Here is a 19,464-nt window from a genome sequence, read left to right on the forward strand (position 1 = left end):
GGGCTTTATGGATAAGTTATACTTTGGTAAAACAACTGAAATATATACTACTGAAACCAACGTAACCCAACAGAAATATTTGAATTTATAAAAGACCTTTCATACTTTTATGAAAGTACTTTTGTAAATAAAGCGATATGATCGATGTATTAAACGAGTTGGGATATCTTGCAGGAGCTTCAAGATTTCGAAGAATCAGCGAGAAGCTTCAACAAGATGGCGATAAAATCTATTCGGATGCCCATATCCAATTTAAGGCAAGTTGGTTTCCTGTTTACTATGTCCTGGCAAAATCGCATTCCGCACAGACCATCCTTGAAATTACCAGGCAAATCGACTTTTCCCATATTACGGTAAAGAATATTTTACAGGAATTAAACAGCAATGCATTAGTCCGTATTGAACCCAATCCAAACGATAAGCGCTCTAAATTAGTGTCACTTACCAAAAAAGGTAGAGAGTTACAGGATAAGCTAGAGCCATTATGGCTTTTGTTTTCAAACACGCTAAAAGATGTATTCTCCATTGGTCATCCGGATATCATTAATATTCTAAACCGGCTCGATCGGCAGATTAATTCTTTTCCGATCAATGAACGCATTCTTAAACCAAAAGAGACATTTATAAGAATCATTGACTACAAGCCAAGTTTAAAAAAACATTTCCAAGAACTTGCGGGCCCATGGCTGTTACAAGTTTTGAACGGTAAATTGGAAGATGATGATGCGTTTACCTTGAACAATCCAGATAAGGCCTATTTAAAAAATGGAGGATTTCTATTTTATGCAAAATATAAAAGAGACGTTGTTGGCTGTGTCGCCTTGAAACGTTTAGATGATGATACTTTTGAATTTGCCAAATTGTTCATAAATCCAAAATTTCGTAAACTTGGTATAGCTACTCGGCTGATCGAACGTTGTATAAGTCGTTGTATGGAAAATGAGGCAAAGGAACTATGGTTGCAAACTACTATGAGTATGCCACAAGCCCACAAGTTGTATTATAAACTTGGATTCAATGACAAAGAAGCACCGACCCAAATGGATGTTTTGGAAAGAACCGAAAAAGTAATGTGCCTCAAGTTATGATACCCATAATGGGTTATAATTCTGCTCCCTTTTCACTAACTTGGAAATTATAAACCATTATCCCACTAGCTATTGGGAGGCAGGATTTCTATGATGCCATAACATCCGATGTATCCGGCCAAGACCTTTATTTACAATTATGGAAATCGAACAACTCATAACAAGCCTTACGGAATTGGAAAAACTGAAAACAGTTGAACGTGGACTGAATGTGGGTGCCAGAAAAGAAAGTAGCGCGGAACATTCTTGGAGTTGCTTGTTAATTGCTGATTTGGTAATCGATTATGTAAGCGAACCTCTTGACAGATTGAAAGTATTCGAATATCTACTTTACCACGATGTGGTTGAAATCTATGCCGGTGACGCCAAATTCAACAATCCGGAAGAAATGAAGTTGAAACAAGAAAAGGAGGAAAAGGCACTGGAAAAAATTTCTTCGTTTCTGCCAAATTCCGATAGATTCCAAAGAATAATGTCGGAATACGAGCACCGAAAAACAAGGGAATCGGAATTCGCAAAAGCGATTGATTGCATCGACTCCTGTATTAGAAACTTGAATGATGAAAATGCTTCAAATAAAGATGGATTTACCGAAAGTTTAATTCGACGGAAATACCGGCCCCACGTTTCAAAATTTCCAGTTACCCAGGAATTATTTGAGACTCTAATGGGAAAATTGGTTGAATTGAAAAAACTATAGCTTCAGGTAACAATGGTCATAATCCATGCCAATCCCGAGTACTCGGGAGAGACGAAAGCATAACCTAGCCAATTGTACGCAAGCAGTAAAGACACATCGACCAGAAATCGTATCATATGATGGAAACTATTAGCCTAAAAAAGGCAACAATAAAGGACAAGGCGTTAGTAGTCGACTTTGATTATAGCCTGAATCCAGTGGAACATATCGAACTTAAGAGAGCGGAAAAGATTACCAAGGCAATATTGGACAAGGAATGTTTTATCATCTTGGCAGATAATAGGGCTGTTGGGTTCGTTATATTTGATTATCGTTTCTTTGACCAAGGGTGGATAGAACTTATTATTATAGGGGAAAAATACAGAGGGAAAGGGGTAGGGGGACAGGCTATTGACCTTATATGCAAACAATGTAAGACGAATAAGGTGTTTACTTCGACCAATAGTTCCAATACTCAAATGCAAAAAGCATTGAGCAAGGTTGATTTTTCCTTTGCGGGTAAAATAAATGGATTGGACGAAGGAGATCCCGAACTATTTTACTTTAAAACAATTGACGATGGGAAAACGAAACACTAAATCGAAAAGCGAAATGCCGGCACACAACATGGTATAAGCGATTAAGATTACCTTTGAAAAATTGACTTAATTCGGTCAGGCCAGGATATCGACCCTTATTCCACTCAGTTACCTCTAAACACCGATAACAAGCTTATACCCGACCCCGCGAATGTTTACAATTTTCACCTTTGGATCAGATTCGAATTTCTTGCGCAATTTCGATATAAAAACATCCAGGGTCCGGCCCACATAATCGCCTTGGTCTCCCCAGACCTTGTTTAGAATAACCTCTCGTTCAACACCTGTGTTGACCGCTTTGTAAAGTAAAAGGAGCAGATCGGCTTCTTTACCGGTCAGCTCTGTTCTTTGATTCCCAAACAATAGCTCCGTATTCCTTTTGTCAAACTGGTATTCACCTAAGGAGATCAAATTCGGATCGACCCTGGAATTACGCCTTCTCCTCCACAGGAAAACAAAGGCCCCAAGCATGGAAACGAGTAGTAAAGCTGCTATGGAATATGTTACTTGGCCTTTTTTGGACAACGATCCGTTGGAAGGACCTTGGGCAATGTCTTGCGATGCTACCATGGGTTCATCTGAATCCATAAAGGTGAATAAAAGATGATAACAGGATTTGAGTTGCAGTCTTGATTTGCAGGGGATTATGTCCGTTTGTTCCAAAATGTTCATTTCGTAACTATAGACCACTTCACCGGTTTCGCAGTGCTCCACCTCCACGATATAGTGGGTTGACATACGCGTTTCATTAGCAACCTGATCAATTGTATTGACGAGTTCTTCCGGGTAGAATTCAAATTCGGATTCGAATTGGATTCTATAACGATCATCATCTTCCCTCTTAATCGGTAGTATCCGGGAGATACTATCACCTGAACTGAGCAGGATACGATGTCCGATCATGCGCAATGCTACTTCCAAATGCCTTTCGTCCTGCATGAATTGGGCCCTGCTCTTTGAAGTAAACAGCAAGAGGCATACAAAAGTGAATGAAGCTATTTTAAACCATCTTGGGCCCATGCTACAAAACTATTTATATCTGTAAAAGTTTAAGTTGTTTTACACAAAATTTACAACATTTTACATTTGATAGACCTATTGAAGCGGCTATCCACGTTAGATTTGATAGCAAGTAATCTTTAAATCAATTCTAATATGAAAAAGACTAGTATTATTTTTTGCGTGGCACTTGCAGCTTTTAGCTTAGAGGCCTTTGGCATTGTAAATTGGAACGATTCCGCGACAGATCAGGTAGAAACATCCGTTAACGAGGCTATTGCTAGTAACGAGCCAGTAACCGGGAAAATTAATACGAGCATCTTTTGTGATTCTACGAGCCCAGGGCCATGGGAAACTAGCCATTGGGGGCCATCCCTTCCCGTTGACCCTGTAAAGCAAGCAGCCTATGAAGGGGGTATGGAGGCGCTTATGGAATATCTCAAAGAAAACAGTAGAGAAGCCAGGGCCGGCCAGGAAATGGACAAATTGCAACCTTTTAAGTTGGTTTTTACGGTGACCAAAAATGGGACCATCGAGAATGTAAGACTGGATGGTACCTCGGGCTACCTTGCAATAGATTACAGAATGATCGACCTCATCCTAAAAGCGCCGGGGAAATGGGAACCGGCCGAAAATTCAAAGGGCGAAAAAGTGGATCAGGAACAGGTGGTTGCATTGGGACCAACGGGTTGTTAAGGGTACCGTTACCCGTATTGCTATAGGCTTTTTTACATAAGTGAAGAAGCCTTTTCGCGTTGATGACTCCTTTTCATCAGTAAAGAAGAATGTACATAGCAAGGCCTATAGTTCATGCCGATCCCGAGTACTGGGGAGGGACGAAAGCATGGTCTTGGCATTGTCCACAAGTATAGCAATGCCTATAGGTGCTTTTTTAATTGTTTTGGAAGACCTACTCTTTTAAATAGACAAGTCACTCTAGCCTAGCCAGTTTCTTATCATCCACATACTTGTCAATTTCCTTTCTGAATTTTGCCATGCTTGTATAAGGTCTATATTTCTCAAATTCATGGGCCAGACGGTCACCTACGCCCAGTATCATCTTAAAATCCGCCTCGGATGTGGTATTCAAATTGAAGGCGACAAACACCTTTTCTAGAGTTCCTCCTAAGTTTCATCCCCGACCCTTCCCTGAAAATTTTCAAACGAAGGCCAGAGATTGGCATTGTAGGTTTCAAGGAATTCTAAGGCTACCCGTTAAATGTTAAAGATCCCACTTCAAATTAATACGTATAATTTGCCTAGAGCCCTGCGCCATTCTTTGAGGAAGTATTTGTTGAACATTCTTGTTTCATTTTCCTTGTTTTAGCGCAATTAATTTTGCTAAATTTAATCCATAAAACATTCTTTCATATAGGTATAACCGGTGTCGTAATCGTCAATTAAGGCATTGTTATACTTATACGATTCATAGGCCCATAATTGCACTGATTATAGGTTGTATTTGATGTTGGTGATAATTAATTCGCCCATTGATCGTGTACTAAGGTTTTCAACTTTTTTATCCCCCGTTTATTTATTTGGTAATGCATAAAATACTCACGTATTCAATCATTTCATACACATTTGTTTTCAATGTGCTATACGCACAGGACTATACGATACGGGATGTACCGATTAATGGCAATGGCGAAACCCACAAGTACAGGAATTTCATGCAGGTAGATTATGATGGGTTCCTGTGGTATTCTACCTATAATGGCCTAGTAAAGGACTTTGAGACCCATAACGTCCTTTCTTCCTTCCTGGTTGACAACCCAAATGACCTGGTCCAAGGTATCTCTCGGATTTATTTTGACACCAACCAAAGGATATGGGCATCCGCGGATACAGGGCTTTTCCTGTCTAGGAAAGGTCAAGACGATAGTTTCAACCGTATTGAGTTAAAACCATTCTTAATGGGAAGGGAACTGGAGACCAATTCCTTCATGGAGGATTGCAACGGAAATTTATGGATGGTGGCTGCTACCCGTAGGGACAATATCATTTTAAAGGTAGATCCCCATCTCGAGGTCACGAAATATGAAATTGAGGGAATTGAACCAAGATATACAAACGACAGATACTACTTAAGGAATTTCCTCCATTTTGAAAGAAGGGTCGGCTGTGATAAATTTCTTGTTCGGCAAGGACGCAAACTCTATATCTTTGATGCTGGAACCACAACACCCATTGCGGACTATACCAGTTCGATCAAATACAGCTTGACTGATTATACCCATCCAGAATGGAATCTAAATGGGGGTGATGGCCTGGTTCTTACCAACAATGGTGACGTCCTTCCGGAATCCACGGAAATACAATATATCTATGAGGGAGAAGTTTTTGAAACCTACTTTATTGAGGATTTAGGTCTACAGCTGATCAATGTACCCTTTCAGGAAATGATCCCCATTACGGAGGACGGCAATCCCATACTAAAAAACCACGCCGACCTTATCGCTATCGATGGCCCTGGAAAGACCTTGATGTTATTCAAACTGGTGGAAATAAACGGGAGTCTTCATCTCAAAAAGATCCATGATATTCCGTTCCCTTTCTTTATCGAGGACCTGATCATCGATAAGAACGACATCATCTATGTTAGCAATTATGACCGGATCAGTAAAATAAAGTTCAACAAGAATCGCTTTGACAAGATCCTAAATGCAAATGGCGAACAAAATATCGACGTGAAGGGGTTTTTGGAACTCCCCAATAAGGAAATCCTTGCCGCTAGCAATATGGGGGTCTTTAAGCTTTCACCAACAAGCGATACTAATTATGATGAAAGCTCGTACAAAACGGAAAATGTTTTTCCAACATTGCATCTTCTTAGATCTTTTCTAAAGGCCAGCGATTCCACGGCATGGTGCCTTGGGGTACACAAAGCGCTTTGGGAAATCAATTTTTTAAAGAATACGATTGTTGATACCAACATTTTTTATTCCCATCGAAGATTGGCCAATCTACATTACTTTGATATCCTGAAGCATTCGGACTCCACCTTTTTGTTAGCGAGCGATTATGGTCTTCAGGAATTCAATTTCAAACAAAAAAAGTTCCGTGAAGTATCTATTCCCCCTCTAGAGAACGCAGTAGACCCTATTATAAGAGCTCTTCTAAAAACCAAAAACAAACTCTATATTGGAACAGACATGAATGGATTGATCGTACAGGATCTGGATTCCAATACTTTTTTACATTTAAGCAAAGATTCCACGAACAATAGGTTAGTCCTTCCATCAAATAAAGTCCAAGCGATTTTAATAGATCGGCAAAAAAAAATATGGCTGGGCACGGACAGGGGAGCCGTTTGTTTGGAAAGGGACCTAAAAAAAGCAACTATAATAGATGGCACCTATGGCCTCACCAACGTTAACGTAGTGGGTGTCTTGGAGGATGCCGACGAAAACATCTGGTTCAGTACCCGTGACGGGCTTTACCGCTATGAAAAAAGTTCAAAAAAAGTGACTGCGTTCTATGTAGAGGACGGCCTGCCCTTTAACGATTTCAATCTGTACTCCTATTACAAAACCTCAACGAACACCCTGCTGTTCGGAGGAGTCAGGGGGCTAATCGCCTTCGATAGTATCGACGGTCCGGCCCAATCCCAGGACGTCAGGATGTTCCCCACTAAATTCGAATACTACGATGCCGATACAGAAAAGGAAGTGGAGCGCTACGCCCCGAACGCGGGGCGGTACGATTTTGACCTGCCCTACTCCAAAAATTCGTTTTCCATAACCTATAGCATCAACGACTGTTACAATACCGAGATCAACAAATATTCCTACAAATTGGAAGGTTTTACCGAGGACTGGGTAAACCTAGGCAATCAGAACACCTTGAATCTATTGTCTATACCCCCAGGCGATTATGTGCTGCGGATTAAGGGATCCAACCCAGCAGGGGTAGAATCGTCCAATGAACTGCGTTATGATATCCATGTGGCCCAGGTCTTCTACAAAAGGCCCTGGATCCAGGTGGTTACCGTACTGTTCCTCCTAGGTCTGGTGGCATTGGCCCTACACAACCGTTCGGTACAACAACAGGAAGAAAAGATTCATAGGTTGAAACAACGTTTCTTTACCAACATTTCTCATGAGATACGGACTCCATTGACACTCATCCTCGGAACCCTGAACAATTTGCTAAAGGGGGATTTCAATGCCGAGGAACAAAGACAACTGGCCACATTGAAGAGCAGCACCGGAAGATTAAATAACCTAGTAAATGAACTGCTGAATATCAGAAGATTGGAAACCGGTAACATAAAACTGAAAATGAGCGAAAATAATTTGGTCCCCTTCGTCCATGAGATCTTCCTGGCATTTTCACAACAGGCCATCGCCAAAGGTATAGGGTACAAATTCAAAAGCTCACGGCCCCATATCCCCGTCTGGTTCGATAAGGCCCAGTTGGAAAAAACCATTTATAATCTTCTCACCAATGCTTTTAAGTTTACGGCAGTCAACGATACGATTACGGTAGAGGTTACCCAAAAAGACGGGCACGCTCTCATACGGGTAGAAGACTCGGGACAGGGAATCCCGGAGGATAAATTACCGCATATCTTTGAACGGTTCTATCAAAATGAGGATTCCATATCCGAGAATTTAGGGTTTGGAATCGGGCTCTCCATTTCCAAGGATATTGTAGAACTCCATTCAGGTACGATAGAGGTTAAAAGCACGCTGGGGCAAGGTAGCCGCTTTAATGTCATATTGCCTCTCGGGGATAATCATGTTAACCCGTTGCACATCGTAGAATATCAGGATGAAGAGAACTTTATGGACACCGAAAATAGGGCTGCCACGGACAAGGTTGCTGTTCCTATGGATAAGGAATTATCAAATTCTCTCGTCCTTATAGTAGAAGACAATCAGCACCTACGGGAGTATTTAAAGATATTATTGTCCAAGGATTTCGAAATCCTTGTGGCACCGGACGGAAAAATTGGCCTGGAATTGGCCATAGAGTTATGTCCGGATCTTGTCCTTAGCGATGTAATGATGCCCGTAAAAGATGGGATTACGCTTTGTTATGAGTTGAAAACCAATATTATGACCAGCCATATCCCTGTTATTCTTTTAACCGCCAGGGCCGCCGTAGAAAACATAATGGAAGGATACGAAACGGGAGCGGATGATTACCTCGTGAAGCCTTTCAATGAAGAGATCCTTAGGATCAGGATCAAGAATTTGCTGAACAATAGAAAACAGCTCAGGGAAAAATACATCAACGAGGGACTTTTGCATCCGAAAGAAATAACACTTACTTCCCCTGACCAGGAATTCCTTGGCAAGCTCAACGCCATCATCGAGGAGAACCTTGAAGAACCCGAGTTCCAAATGGATCGACTGGCCCTAGATATGGCAATGAGCCATTCCAGCATCTACAAGAAGCTCAAGGCGCTCACAGGAATGACCATTATTGGATTTATCAAGGATTTTAGGCTAAGGCGCGCAGCTCAAATGTTGGAACAACACAAGTTTTCCATAACCGATATCAGTTTCATGGTAGGGTACACGGACAGAAAACACTTCAGCCAAGAATTCAAAAAGAAATTTGGCAGGACCCCTTCCGAATACGCCAAAGAGCATCTAGACGAGACCTGATTCGATCAGGAACAAAATCTCTATCTTATAGTGGACCACAGGTAATTCCCGGTTCGGGCGGAATACCGGCCAATTTATGAAAACAACCTCGGCCGTATCCATTTTCACGGAAAACTACAAATGGACATTCTCTCCATCCGTAAGGATGGTATGGAACGTTCCACGGGAAAACTTTTTGGCGGACTCGGAAATGAGCGACAACCTAAAAATAAGCAGCAGCCATGGTGGAGTAGATAACGTAGCCGTTCAACCATAACTTTGACCCCTTCATCCAATCTACGGTGTAGCTCCGTCCTAGACCAAGGTACGACCCAAATTATTGCATCGACAATTCCCCGATTTACGAAAACACCCCCCTTTTTTTAAGAATCACAACAACATAATATTATAGAAGCGAATGTAACTTTACTTTCAAAAGAACGGCCCCTAATAGGTTCTTAATAAGATGATAACCATGATAGGGCACAAGAGATAGGCTTTAACACCAGGACTGGATCCTTCATTCAAGATTAGAGGGAACTATATCATGGAAATGGGCCTACTTGACAACAACGGAAAAAATAAATACAAATAATTAATGGGTTAGTCATACTTCATGGACTAGCCATAAAGCAACAAATCATGAATTCCTCTTAAGACATCACGTACAAAGTGACCGTCAGATCCATTTATTCAGGATAATGAAACTTTTACCTACTTGAGGTTTCACGGTCATGCAAGATTTCCTACGACCATTCCGGTATGGAACGACATTTACTAGAAAACCAACCCAAACCCTTATCAACCATGAATTACCATGAATTAAACGATGCCTTAAAAAAGGCCGATCTGAACTTTAGCGGCGTGGATCGCTTTGCCTGTAGCAACAAATTGAGCCAAGTCTTCATCACCGAGGGCATTATCGACATCCTGATATGGAAATACAATGTCCAAAACAATGATTTCAAGCTCATTAGCTCTAATTTCGGGTATACCGCCATCACGAGCTCGCAGTTTAAAAAATTCCTTGATTCCGTCAAGCCCTGTTTCCTGGACTACTTTACCGATTTCCTGGCGTCATACATCAAGTTCCTGACCCTGCGCGAAAACATAAAAAACTATAGCAGATATCAGTTCCAAAGCTTTGTGCCCATCAGGTTGGACTCGGAGGGATATTACTTCTCCACCTTATATGTTATCTCCGAGATAACCGAGACCAAAGGCCTGGAACTGCATTTTCTGTTGATTCCCTTAAAAAGGCATACGGATGAACCCATTACCTTTAACGTCCTAAGGGACGGCAAAAAGGACGATCCACTGACAAAACAGCTCAAGGACAGGATAGCGTTCTCCCTGGAAAAAATCCTGACCAACGAGCAGATCGATATCTTCAATTTGCTGCTCAAGGGATATTCCTATAAAAAGACTGCCTTCTACCTGAATAAAAAACCGGACAACATCCTGAAGTATAATCGTAGGATAAACCATAGGTTGTCCTCCCATTTCGACATCGATTTCGATTCGGCCAACGATGCGGCCAGATACTATAGAAATTGCTTCCTATCGGAATAGGGCCCTCCCCGAGACCACCGCTTCCAACATACGGGATTCCATTTCCCCGTGCGACGGAAGTAAAAGGGATGTCCGTACCCATTTTAGCTGCCGCTATTCCCATTGGGTACGGGCCCCTATAGGTTAGGCACCGATCGGGCACAGACCCCCCGGATCGATCGCCCTCCGATACATCAAATCCATCGGTTCAGGCCTTTCCCTGGGTACTTTCCTATGCATACCGGACGAAGGCATAATCAAAAATGAGGGTCAAGATACCCAGTTACCCTAAAAGGCCGACCAAAATTCCAGGGCGGGTCAACGTTTTTTTGAGCAGCTGATAGAATATATCCCCATGATGTCCCAAAGCGGGACACCCCAACATCCATCCCCGCCCTTATTTTGATTATCGGTAATAGCGCGGAAGCCGGAAAATTCCCGCCAGAAGTTGTTCTTGTGACGGATCGGCATGAAAAACCTTTTTAAACGAAGTTAGTATAGCAATGAGAAAAAAATATTATAAAGTCGCCTCTATACAGCAAGGAACTTTACATATTTCCGGTCATGGCAATAGCCTGCAATGGAAAAAAGCTTCGGTACTTTCTAATTTTCATACCTCCTGGGATTACGGGAGACAGAATCCCCTCACCTTCAAAGCACTATGGGACGGTATGTTTTTGTACTTCCGTATCGCGGTCAAAAATACCAGGGCATATCTTGACAGTCCTATTAACCATCCCCAAGACATTGGGATGCTGGATAGGGTAGAACTCTTTTTTAGGTCAAATCCAACAAGTCTGTATTACTGTATAGAAATAAATGCCAAAATCGCAATGACCAATTTCAAAACGATTACATCCCCCTATAAGAAATTTGACTTTGATTGGAGTTGGCCCGAAAACGAAGTATTGATTAAATCAATGGTTACGGATTACGGATATACGGTCGAGGGAAGAGTTAGCATAAAATCCCTTAAGGAACTCCATTTGATACAAAACGAAACGCTACAAGTAGGAATCTACAGAATCCATTATATACAAAAGGACTATTTCGATTATTGGCCTATAGGCACTACCTGGGTGCAACCCGAATCAAAAACTTCGGATTTTCATCTTCCTTCATCCTTTGGAGTTTTTTTGCTGGACAAAAACGGGATTTGATAAAACCAAAAATACCGCATTAACGGAGCCAAAAGAACGCCATGTTAGCCGTATGCAACGATAAGCTATGGATTTCCCTGAAATTGTGGACATTATTCCGACCTAGGTTTTGAAATAATCTTAGAGCCTATTTGAGAATTCGTCAATTGTTTTTTTATGCCCTTTTTTGCGCGGCACTTTGTTAAAATTTTTGCTCGTAGCTTGGGCCTCCGCTAAAGCTTCAGCGGCACGCGGAGGGCTATGCTCATCAGCGACTCCATCTCGCCCATAGCTTCCGCTATGTCGTGCCTCGTTCCACGACAAAATTGGCCTATAATAATTCCAATCACAAATTCCCAAACGGGCTCTTAAGCAAATAGTGGATATTCCACATCATTGCCCTGCAGAGAGGAACTGACTATACTGCTATCCAATTTAGCATACGGACAGCTCAAGAACAGGGGGCAATTAAAAAGGAGTGATTTATGCAAAGGCCAGGAGTATGGAAGATACCTGTTCCATTACAATTCGCTTGGCCAAAACTTTTCCGGACACTTCCAAATTTGTATTGGACAAAGGTGCGGTTATAAAAGATGTGGGGTAGGATACTCAATTTTTTTGTATAACCGACCGAATTTCCTAGGTCGATCATCGAAATTTTTAGGTAACTGATGGAATAAGTTGTCCGGATGTCCCAAGGTAGGACATTTCATCATTCCGTTTTGCTATTACTTTGATTTCCAAATAGAAAGAATAGTAGTGTCCCCATATTAAAACCCAAATTCTTACAACAACAACCTACTTATGCTTTCTTATTTGAACAATAAGCTTTGAATTTAAAACAATCAATCATGAAAAGACCAAAAATTTCAAAGGGTAATTGGCTATTAACGGCCATACTGATCTTTACCATCCATTGCATACATGCGCAATGTGATGTTTCGAACTTTACGGTAACCCCCACTGCCGGGACCTGCTTTGCCAATGCAAGCATAACGGTCCAGATCCCGGGAGCTATCAGTTGCAACAATTGGGTAGCTATCCTCACCCATCCGGACAATTCCCAGACAACACTCGCGATACCCGCAAATGGCGGGCCGGTCGTATTTGGGTCTTTAGCTGCTGGGGACTATGCTATTAACCTGTTCAACGGTATAACCACTATTCCCTACGCTTCCAATCCGGTGAGCGTTACCAGTACCTATACCAATATGGACATCACCAGTAGCCAAACCGAAAATACGTGTAGCCTAACGGATACGCATTACACCCCTGATGGCGAACTTACCATTACCATAAACAATGGAGGCGTGGGTCCCTTTGTATATGAGGTAACTACTTCCTTAGGGGTACAGAGCTTTGGCCCTTCCATGAATACCAGCCATACCTTTGGGGGCATGCCGGATACCGGCGAACAAGTTTCGTTTACGGTTACCGACCAGGCAAGTGGCAATCCGGGCTGCGAAGTACGTTCTACCCAGACCCCTACTTTAATAAGGCATAGCCTTACTCCATCTACATATGCACAATTTGCATCCTCACTGTCTAGGGACTGTACCACCGATTGTAATACCTGGACCGCTACGTTCAGGGTCGGAAGTTTTCTATACAAAAGAGCCACCCTACTGCAGCCCGGAAATTCATCCATACGTATAAATGGAGGAGCGCCACAGCCCTTTGATGAAGCCTTGGAGGATCGTAGTGGTGTAACCTTCAGGGCCAATATGGCTCCCGGGGATACCTTTGATCTTTTTTTTACGGATGGGTGTAACGATATCACTGTCAGTGATGTTGCTCCTCCGTTTAACGATAGCCATTTGGAGACGGAGGTGAACACCTTTTTTGATCCAAATACCTGTTCATCATCAATCCAGTTTGAACCGGACCTGGCTGACCTAGGTAATTCTACCTTTTTTTGGAAGAATAACTTCTGCGAGAACTACTCTTCCTTAATGGAACAGGAAAGCTCCCCTGGAAATTGGGTTCCCATAGGTCTGCCCGCACATCCATCCGGTGGATTTGAACTACCAGGGCCTGGGCGTTATCGGTTTACGGCTTCCGACATCTGCCACTCCGTATCCCGGGAATTTGACGTAGCGGTTCCCTCCAACAACGCGTACGAAAACTACCGTCTTGTAGAGCGTAGAAGTCTCCTCGAGGGAACCAGCGGTATCGAAATCAGGGATTTTGACAGCTTTGAAGAAGGAACCCTTGAGATAAGACCTGTACCGTTTGTTCCACAAATGACCATAAACCCGGCCCATCCCTACAACCTTGCCGGAAGCTACACCATAAATTTTCCTATCGTTATTCCTTTTGTGAATGACCGTAGGATCGGAGATCTTCCTCCGGGAGAATATGAGATAATCATAAACGGGAATTGCGGAAGTACCTTTACCGATAGGATTACGTTGATAGCCCCCGCACAATACGATCCCCAGATACAAACAAGCATCAGCTGTATAAATTCCAACAGCATTATTTACGATTTTGGGATGGTCGATGCTTCCTTTCCCCCACTGACCTTCGCTAATACCGAACTATGGACGGATAATGGATCCGGCGGACTTGGAACCAGGGTACAAACCACCACCCAACATCTTTCCGGGGCATTCAATAACCTTCCCTTTGGGAATTACATCATTAGGTGTCCCCGAAGTACCATAGGCGATTTTGACCCCGTACCTCCTCAATATTCAGCGGCAACTGGCAACGAGCCAGGTATCAGGGAATACTTTGTTCCCGTTACCATAAGTCCTTACCAAGACATTACCGTGAGTACCGGATCTGCATTTTGCGGTGCAAATTCGGCTACGGTTACGGCCCAAGTCACTAGTGGAACGCCAGTGTATCCCCTAACATATCAGCTATTTGCAACAAATAATCCAGGTACCCCGTTGGCCGGTTATGTCGCTAGCGACCCGGGCGATGCCTCGGCAACCGCCCATACCTTTGGCATTGCGGTAACCACCGGTGATTACTTTGTTCGGGTATCCTCTTCCTGCTATTCCGTGGATACCAACATTAATGTAAATACATTACAACAATTTCAGATAGCCACCGACAATGATAACTTTTGTCCGGGAAGTACGGCCATGCTCTCTATTCCCCTCCAACCTTTCGCCTGGGACATCACCTGGAGCGATGATCAAGGGAACATAGTGGATACGGAGGTAAGCCAAATACAGGTAACGCCTTCCTCCACTACCACCTATACCGTTTCGTATGCTTCCAAACCTTCGGCGAGTTGTCCAAACCCTACCCCATTTTCGGACGATATCACAATAACGGTAAATCCCCAGCCCACAGTACCTGTTCTTACGGGCAATAGTGCTGTATGTTCCGGTGAGGATGCCATTTTTATCATAAGTGGAACCCCGGGGGAAATGGTTACGTATTCCGGAAGCGTTTCCGGAACTGCCACCATTGGAGCTGCCGGAACCGTGGACATTCCAGTTAACGGAATAACCGCGGATGCGACCCTTAACCTTACGTTAGTAGACAACGGTATCTGTACGTTGCCCCTAACGCTAACGGAAACGGTAAGTGTCAATGCCCTACCTACAATTACGGTATCGAGTATGCCTGCCTGTTCCGCGGATTTGTTGACCTATTCCCTTGAAATTTCCACTAGTGCAAACACGGTCAATAGTACTTCCGGTACGGTGAGTAACATTTCCGGGAACACTTGGACCATCATGGACGTACCGGCAGGTACCGATATAACCCTTACCGCTACGGACACCAATGCCTGCGTTAACAATATCGCCATTACGGCACCGGACTGCAGCTGCCCCACGGTGAACGTGCCGGTTAGCGGCGGTGATATGGCCTACTGTGCGGGAACGACCATACCGACCCTTATGGCGGCCATCAATACCGGTGAAACTGTGGACTGGTATGACGCACCCGCTGGAGGAACCCTATTGGTGAGTAATAATGTTAATTATATACCTGTGGTGCCCGGTACTTACTATGCCGAGGCCCGCAATACCACCACAAACTGTACGAGCACCACACGTACGCCCGTTACCGTAACACAGAACGCATTGCCAGCGGTAACTTTTGGACTTGTGCCGAGTATTTGTATAGATGCAACGGTGACGGATTTAACCTCTTTTGCCAGCCCAGCAGGAGGAACGTTCTCCGGGACGGGGGTAACTGGGAACAGTTTCGACCCTGCTGTGGCCGGTTTTGGGACACATAGCCTTACCTATACCTATACGGACGGTAACGGATGTACCAATACCGATACTACAAGTATAACCGTAAATGCTCTCCCTACGATTGCGGTATCCAGTGCCCCTACATGTTCCGCGGATTTGTTGACCTATTCCCTTGAAATTTCTACAAGTGCAACTATGGTCAATAGTACTTCCGGTACGGTGAGCAATATCTCCGGGAATACCTGGGCCATCACCGACGTATCTTCCGGTACCGATATCACCCTTACGGTTACGGATGCCAACGGTTGTAATATCATACTGCCCGTTACGGCACCGGACTGTAGCTGCCCCGTGGTGAACGCACCCGTCAGCGGCGGTGATATGGCCTATTGTGCAGGAACAACCATACCGACCCTTATGGCGGCCATCAATACCGGCGAAACGGTGGACTGGTACAATGTACCCAGCGGAGGGACTCCATTGATAAGTGGCAATGTCAATTATGTGCCTGTTGTGCCCGGCACCTACTATGCCGAGGCCCGCAATACCACCACAAACTGTACAAGTGCTACACGTACACCCGTAACCGTAGTTGAAAATGCATTGCCAACGGTAGCCTTTGGCCCGGTGCCAAGTACTTGTATAGATGCAGGTTCGATAGATTTGGCCTCCTTGGCCAGTCCTGCGGGAGGAACGTTCTCCGGCATAGGAGTGGTTGGAAATACTTTTGATCCGGCTACCGCCGGAACAGGAATACATACGCTTACCTATACCTATACGGACGGTAACGGATGTACCAATACCGATACCACAAGCGTAACGGTAAACACCTTGCCTCTAGTAAGCTTCACCGCCATACCGAATACCTGCATAGACGCAACGGTGACAGATTTGACCTCTTTTGCCAGCCCTGCGGGAGGAACGTTCTCCGGTATCGGGGTTACCGGGAATAATTTCAATCCCGCTGTGGCCGGCATTGGTACACATACCCTTACCTATTCCTTTACCGATGGGAACGGATGTACCAACATGGACACGACGAGCATTATCGTAAACAATCTGGTATCCCAAGTAGGTACTACCGCTACTTCCTGTGCTTTAGACGGGACGAGTTATACCCTTACTATAGAACTTAACGGGACGGGAGCCTTTATGGCAATCGGGACGGGAGCCCCGGGAACCTTTGTGGGAACCACATGGATCTCCGACCCTATAGCAGCTGGAACGGATTATAGTGTGGACTTTCAGGATATCCATGGTTGTAACACCCTTACCACTGCCGATGTGGCTCCTGTTTGTTGTGTCTTCGATGTAAGTTGTCCTAGCTTTCCCGCTACCGAAGTACAATGCTACGAGGATTTGCCTACGGCAACCATCCTTAGCGAAGCAGAGTTTGAGGCCCTGGGCAACGGGGATGGTAACATAGGTGACATTCCCTGTGGTGTTATTGAGATTACCGCCACCAACAGCCCCGATCAGGGCAATTGCAATGTTCCCGTTATCCGAACCTATACGGTAACTGAATATCAGGACGGCAACGGCAATGGTTTAAGGGACCAAGGGGAAAACGTGGTACTTAATACCACGAGCTGTACACAGACCATTACCCTAAACGATACTACCGACCCGGTATGGACCAATACTCCTTCCGATAGGATCGTGGAGTGTAGCGGAACTATGAATACGGACAGTGCGTTTACTGATTGGTTAAACAGCTTCTCCGGTACCGACACTTGTGGTACTGCGGTATTTGCCCACAACAGTGCAGGACTTAGTGATTTTTGTGGTGCCACAGGAACCGAAACGGTAACCTTTACTTTGACCGATGAATGTGGCAACTCCATTTCGCAGGAAGCTACCTTTAGCGTGGTGGATACTACGGCCCCCGAATTCGTGGAAACCTTGCCTTCAAACATTACATTGGAATGTGATGCCGCAATACCATTGGCAGAAATACTAACGGCCACGGACAGCTGTGGAAACGCCTTGGTCTCGTTCAATGAGGTTAGGATAGACGGCAGTTGCGATTCCGATTATACCTTGGAACGGAGTTGGACGGCAACAGATCAGTGTGGTAATACGGCCGTACATGTGCAGACCATAAGGGTACAGGATACCACAGCACCAACATTTGTGGGCGAATTGCCACAGGATGGCTTTGCCCAATGCAATAGTATTCCCGAAGCACAGGAACTAACGGCAATGGACAATTGTGGTTCCGTGGAAGTAACCTTCACGGAAACAGAAATTCCCGGTGACTGTACCAATAGGTTTACATTAATGAGGGAATGGGTGGCCACCGATGCTTGTGGCAATGAGATCGTCCATACCCAAAATATCCAATTGGCCTGTGAAATAGAAATCTTCAATGCCGTAACACCCAATGGTGACGGTGCGAATGACGTCTTTTTCTTAAAGGGCATTGATTGCTACCCTGACAACAACGTAAAAATCTTTAATCGTTGGGGCGTAAAGGTATTCGAAGTAAATGATTATGATAACTCGTTTAGGGCCTTTGATGGCATTTCCGATGCCAGGGCAACCATTGATGGAGATAACAGACTTCCTTCAGGAACCTACTTCTACGTATTGGAATATGAATTTAGAGATAACGGAGGAACTTCCAGGCCTATACAGCAATCGGGATATCTATACATCCAAGGAAATTAGAATCAACCATAACCCAAATTAAAAAGCAAATTATGATACCTACAAAGAAATACATGATACTCTCCATCTTATTGGGGAGTATCTATGCCGGGAGCTATGCCCAGCAAGACTCGGAATATACCCAGTATATGTACAATACAGTAGCCATAAACCCGGCCTATGCCGGAAGTAGGGGCCACCTGAGTGCCAACCTCCTCTACCGATCCCAATGGGTAGGCCTGGACGGTGCTCCGGAAGTGTTGAATTTTTCACTGAACACCCCTATGGGGTTAAGGGGAGCCGGCCTAGGTCTGTCATTTTTTAGTGACAGAATAGGCCCATCGGACGAGAGCAATCTTGCGGCGGACTTTTCCTATACCATAAAACTGGGATGGGAAACCCATTTATCCTTTGGAATAAAGGCCGGGATCAATCTGTTAAATGTCGATTATTCAAAATTGAACATATTTGACCCTACCGATCCCAGTTTCCAGAACAATATAGATAATCGTCTGTCGCCCTCGGTGGGACCGGGCATTTATCTACGTCATCATGAAAAATGGTATCTGGGACTCTCTTCGCCAAACGTTCTTTCTACCAATCATTTTGATGATGTAGCGGTTTCCAATGCCACGGAAAGGGCCAACATCTATCTTATCGGTGGATATGTATTTGATTTCAAACGGAATTTAAAATTTAAACCGGCCTTTTTGGTAAAAGCGGTTTCCGGCGCCCCGTTGGACATAGATCTTTCCGCCAATTTTTTGTTTAGTGAGGTCTTTACCTTGGGAGCTTCTTACCGGTGGGACGCGGGGGCAAGTGCCTTGGTGGGCTTTCAGATTTCCCCTAATCTTATGTTCGGGTATGCCTACGATTACGATACCACTGAGTTGGGGAACTATAATTCTGGCTCACATGAACTCTTTTTACGATTTGAAGTGGGAACAAGGGTCAGAAGGACCGTAAGCGCACGGTTCTTTTAATAATGCATAAATAA

Annotated in this window: 12 protein-coding genes; 10 read left to right on the top strand and 2 right to left on the bottom strand. The window is 44.0% G+C overall.

Translation table 11 applies throughout. The features are described from left to right. Window positions 1-137 precede the first annotated feature (137 nt). The 3 genes from ACO06Y_RS03635 to ACO06Y_RS03645 all read left to right on the top strand — a co-directional run bounded on the left by ACO06Y_RS03635 (window position 138) and on the right by ACO06Y_RS03645 (window position 2,366). On the top strand, window positions 138-1,088 hold the full coding sequence (locus ACO06Y_RS03635) for a bifunctional helix-turn-helix transcriptional regulator/GNAT family N-acetyltransferase (RefSeq protein ID WP_422082470.1): 951 nt from the start codon (window positions 138-140) through the stop codon (window positions 1,086-1,088). Between the two features lie 139 nt (window positions 1,089-1,227). Beyond that, window positions 1,228-1,788 carry an HD domain-containing protein gene (locus ACO06Y_RS03640; protein ID WP_422082471.1) on the top strand — a complete coding sequence of 187 codons (561 nt, stop codon included), beginning with the start codon at window positions 1,228-1,230 and terminating at the stop codon, window positions 1,786-1,788. A gap of 116 nt (window positions 1,789-1,904) precedes the next feature. Beyond that, window positions 1,905-2,366, top strand: a complete 462-nt coding sequence (locus ACO06Y_RS03645; RefSeq protein ID WP_422082472.1) for a GNAT family N-acetyltransferase — start codon at window positions 1,905-1,907, stop codon at window positions 2,364-2,366. A 114-nt stretch (window positions 2,367-2,480) separates the two neighbouring features. Here the strand turns inward: ACO06Y_RS03645 and ACO06Y_RS03650 are convergent, their stop codons facing one another. Then, complete coding sequence (locus ACO06Y_RS03650) at window positions 2,481-3,386, bottom strand: winged helix-turn-helix domain-containing protein (RefSeq protein ID WP_422082473.1); 906 nt, start codon at window positions 3,384-3,386, stop codon at window positions 2,481-2,483. Window positions 3,387-3,521: 135 nt separating this feature from the next. Between ACO06Y_RS03650 and ACO06Y_RS03655 the strand changes: the two genes are divergently transcribed. Beyond that, on the top strand, window positions 3,522-4,061 hold the full coding sequence (locus ACO06Y_RS03655; RefSeq protein ID WP_422082474.1) for an energy transducer TonB: 540 nt from the start codon (window positions 3,522-3,524) through the stop codon (window positions 4,059-4,061). A 235-nt stretch (window positions 4,062-4,296) separates the two neighbouring features. On the opposite strand, the gene ACO06Y_RS03660 is transcribed toward ACO06Y_RS03655, so the two are convergent. Continuing rightward, a complete protein-coding gene (locus ACO06Y_RS03660) occupies window positions 4,297-4,455 on the bottom strand; it encodes a hypothetical protein (protein WP_422082475.1) in 159 nt (52 codons plus the stop codon). Between the two features lie 454 nt (window positions 4,456-4,909). Between ACO06Y_RS03660 and ACO06Y_RS03665 the strand changes: the two genes are divergently transcribed. The 6 genes from ACO06Y_RS03665 to ACO06Y_RS03690 all read left to right on the top strand — a co-directional run bounded on the left by ACO06Y_RS03665 (window position 4,910) and on the right by ACO06Y_RS03690 (window position 19,450). Further along, complete coding sequence (locus tag ACO06Y_RS03665) at window positions 4,910-8,983, top strand: ATP-binding protein (RefSeq protein ID WP_422082476.1); 4,074 nt, start codon at window positions 4,910-4,912, stop codon at window positions 8,981-8,983. A gap of 76 nt (window positions 8,984-9,059) precedes the next feature. After that, window positions 9,060-9,239, top strand: a complete 180-nt coding sequence (locus ACO06Y_RS03670; RefSeq protein WP_422082477.1) for a hypothetical protein — start codon at window positions 9,060-9,062, stop codon at window positions 9,237-9,239. A 530-nt stretch (window positions 9,240-9,769) separates the two neighbouring features. Next, on the top strand, window positions 9,770-10,534 hold the full coding sequence (locus tag ACO06Y_RS03675; protein WP_422082478.1) for a hypothetical protein: 765 nt from the start codon (window positions 9,770-9,772) through the stop codon (window positions 10,532-10,534). A 482-nt stretch (window positions 10,535-11,016) separates the two neighbouring features. Further along, window positions 11,017-11,673: a sugar-binding protein gene (locus ACO06Y_RS03680; protein ID WP_422082479.1), complete on the top strand. Its 657-nt coding sequence runs from the start codon at window positions 11,017-11,019 to the stop codon at window positions 11,671-11,673. An 830-nt stretch (window positions 11,674-12,503) separates the two neighbouring features. Continuing rightward, window positions 12,504-18,488, top strand: coding sequence for a gliding motility-associated C-terminal domain-containing protein (locus ACO06Y_RS03685; protein ID WP_422082480.1), 5,985 nt, complete (start codon window positions 12,504-12,506; stop codon window positions 18,486-18,488). Between the two features lie 32 nt (window positions 18,489-18,520). After that, the gene (locus tag ACO06Y_RS03690) at window positions 18,521-19,450 is read left to right on the top strand and encodes a type IX secretion system membrane protein PorP/SprF (protein WP_422082481.1); all 930 of its coding nucleotides are present in this window, start codon (window positions 18,521-18,523) and stop codon (window positions 19,448-19,450) included. Window positions 19,451-19,464 lie beyond the last annotated feature (14 nt).

It is taken from the genome of Ulvibacterium sp. (genome assembly GCF_965228935.1).
Taxonomy (GTDB): domain Bacteria; phylum Bacteroidota; class Bacteroidia; order Flavobacteriales; family Flavobacteriaceae; genus Ulvibacterium.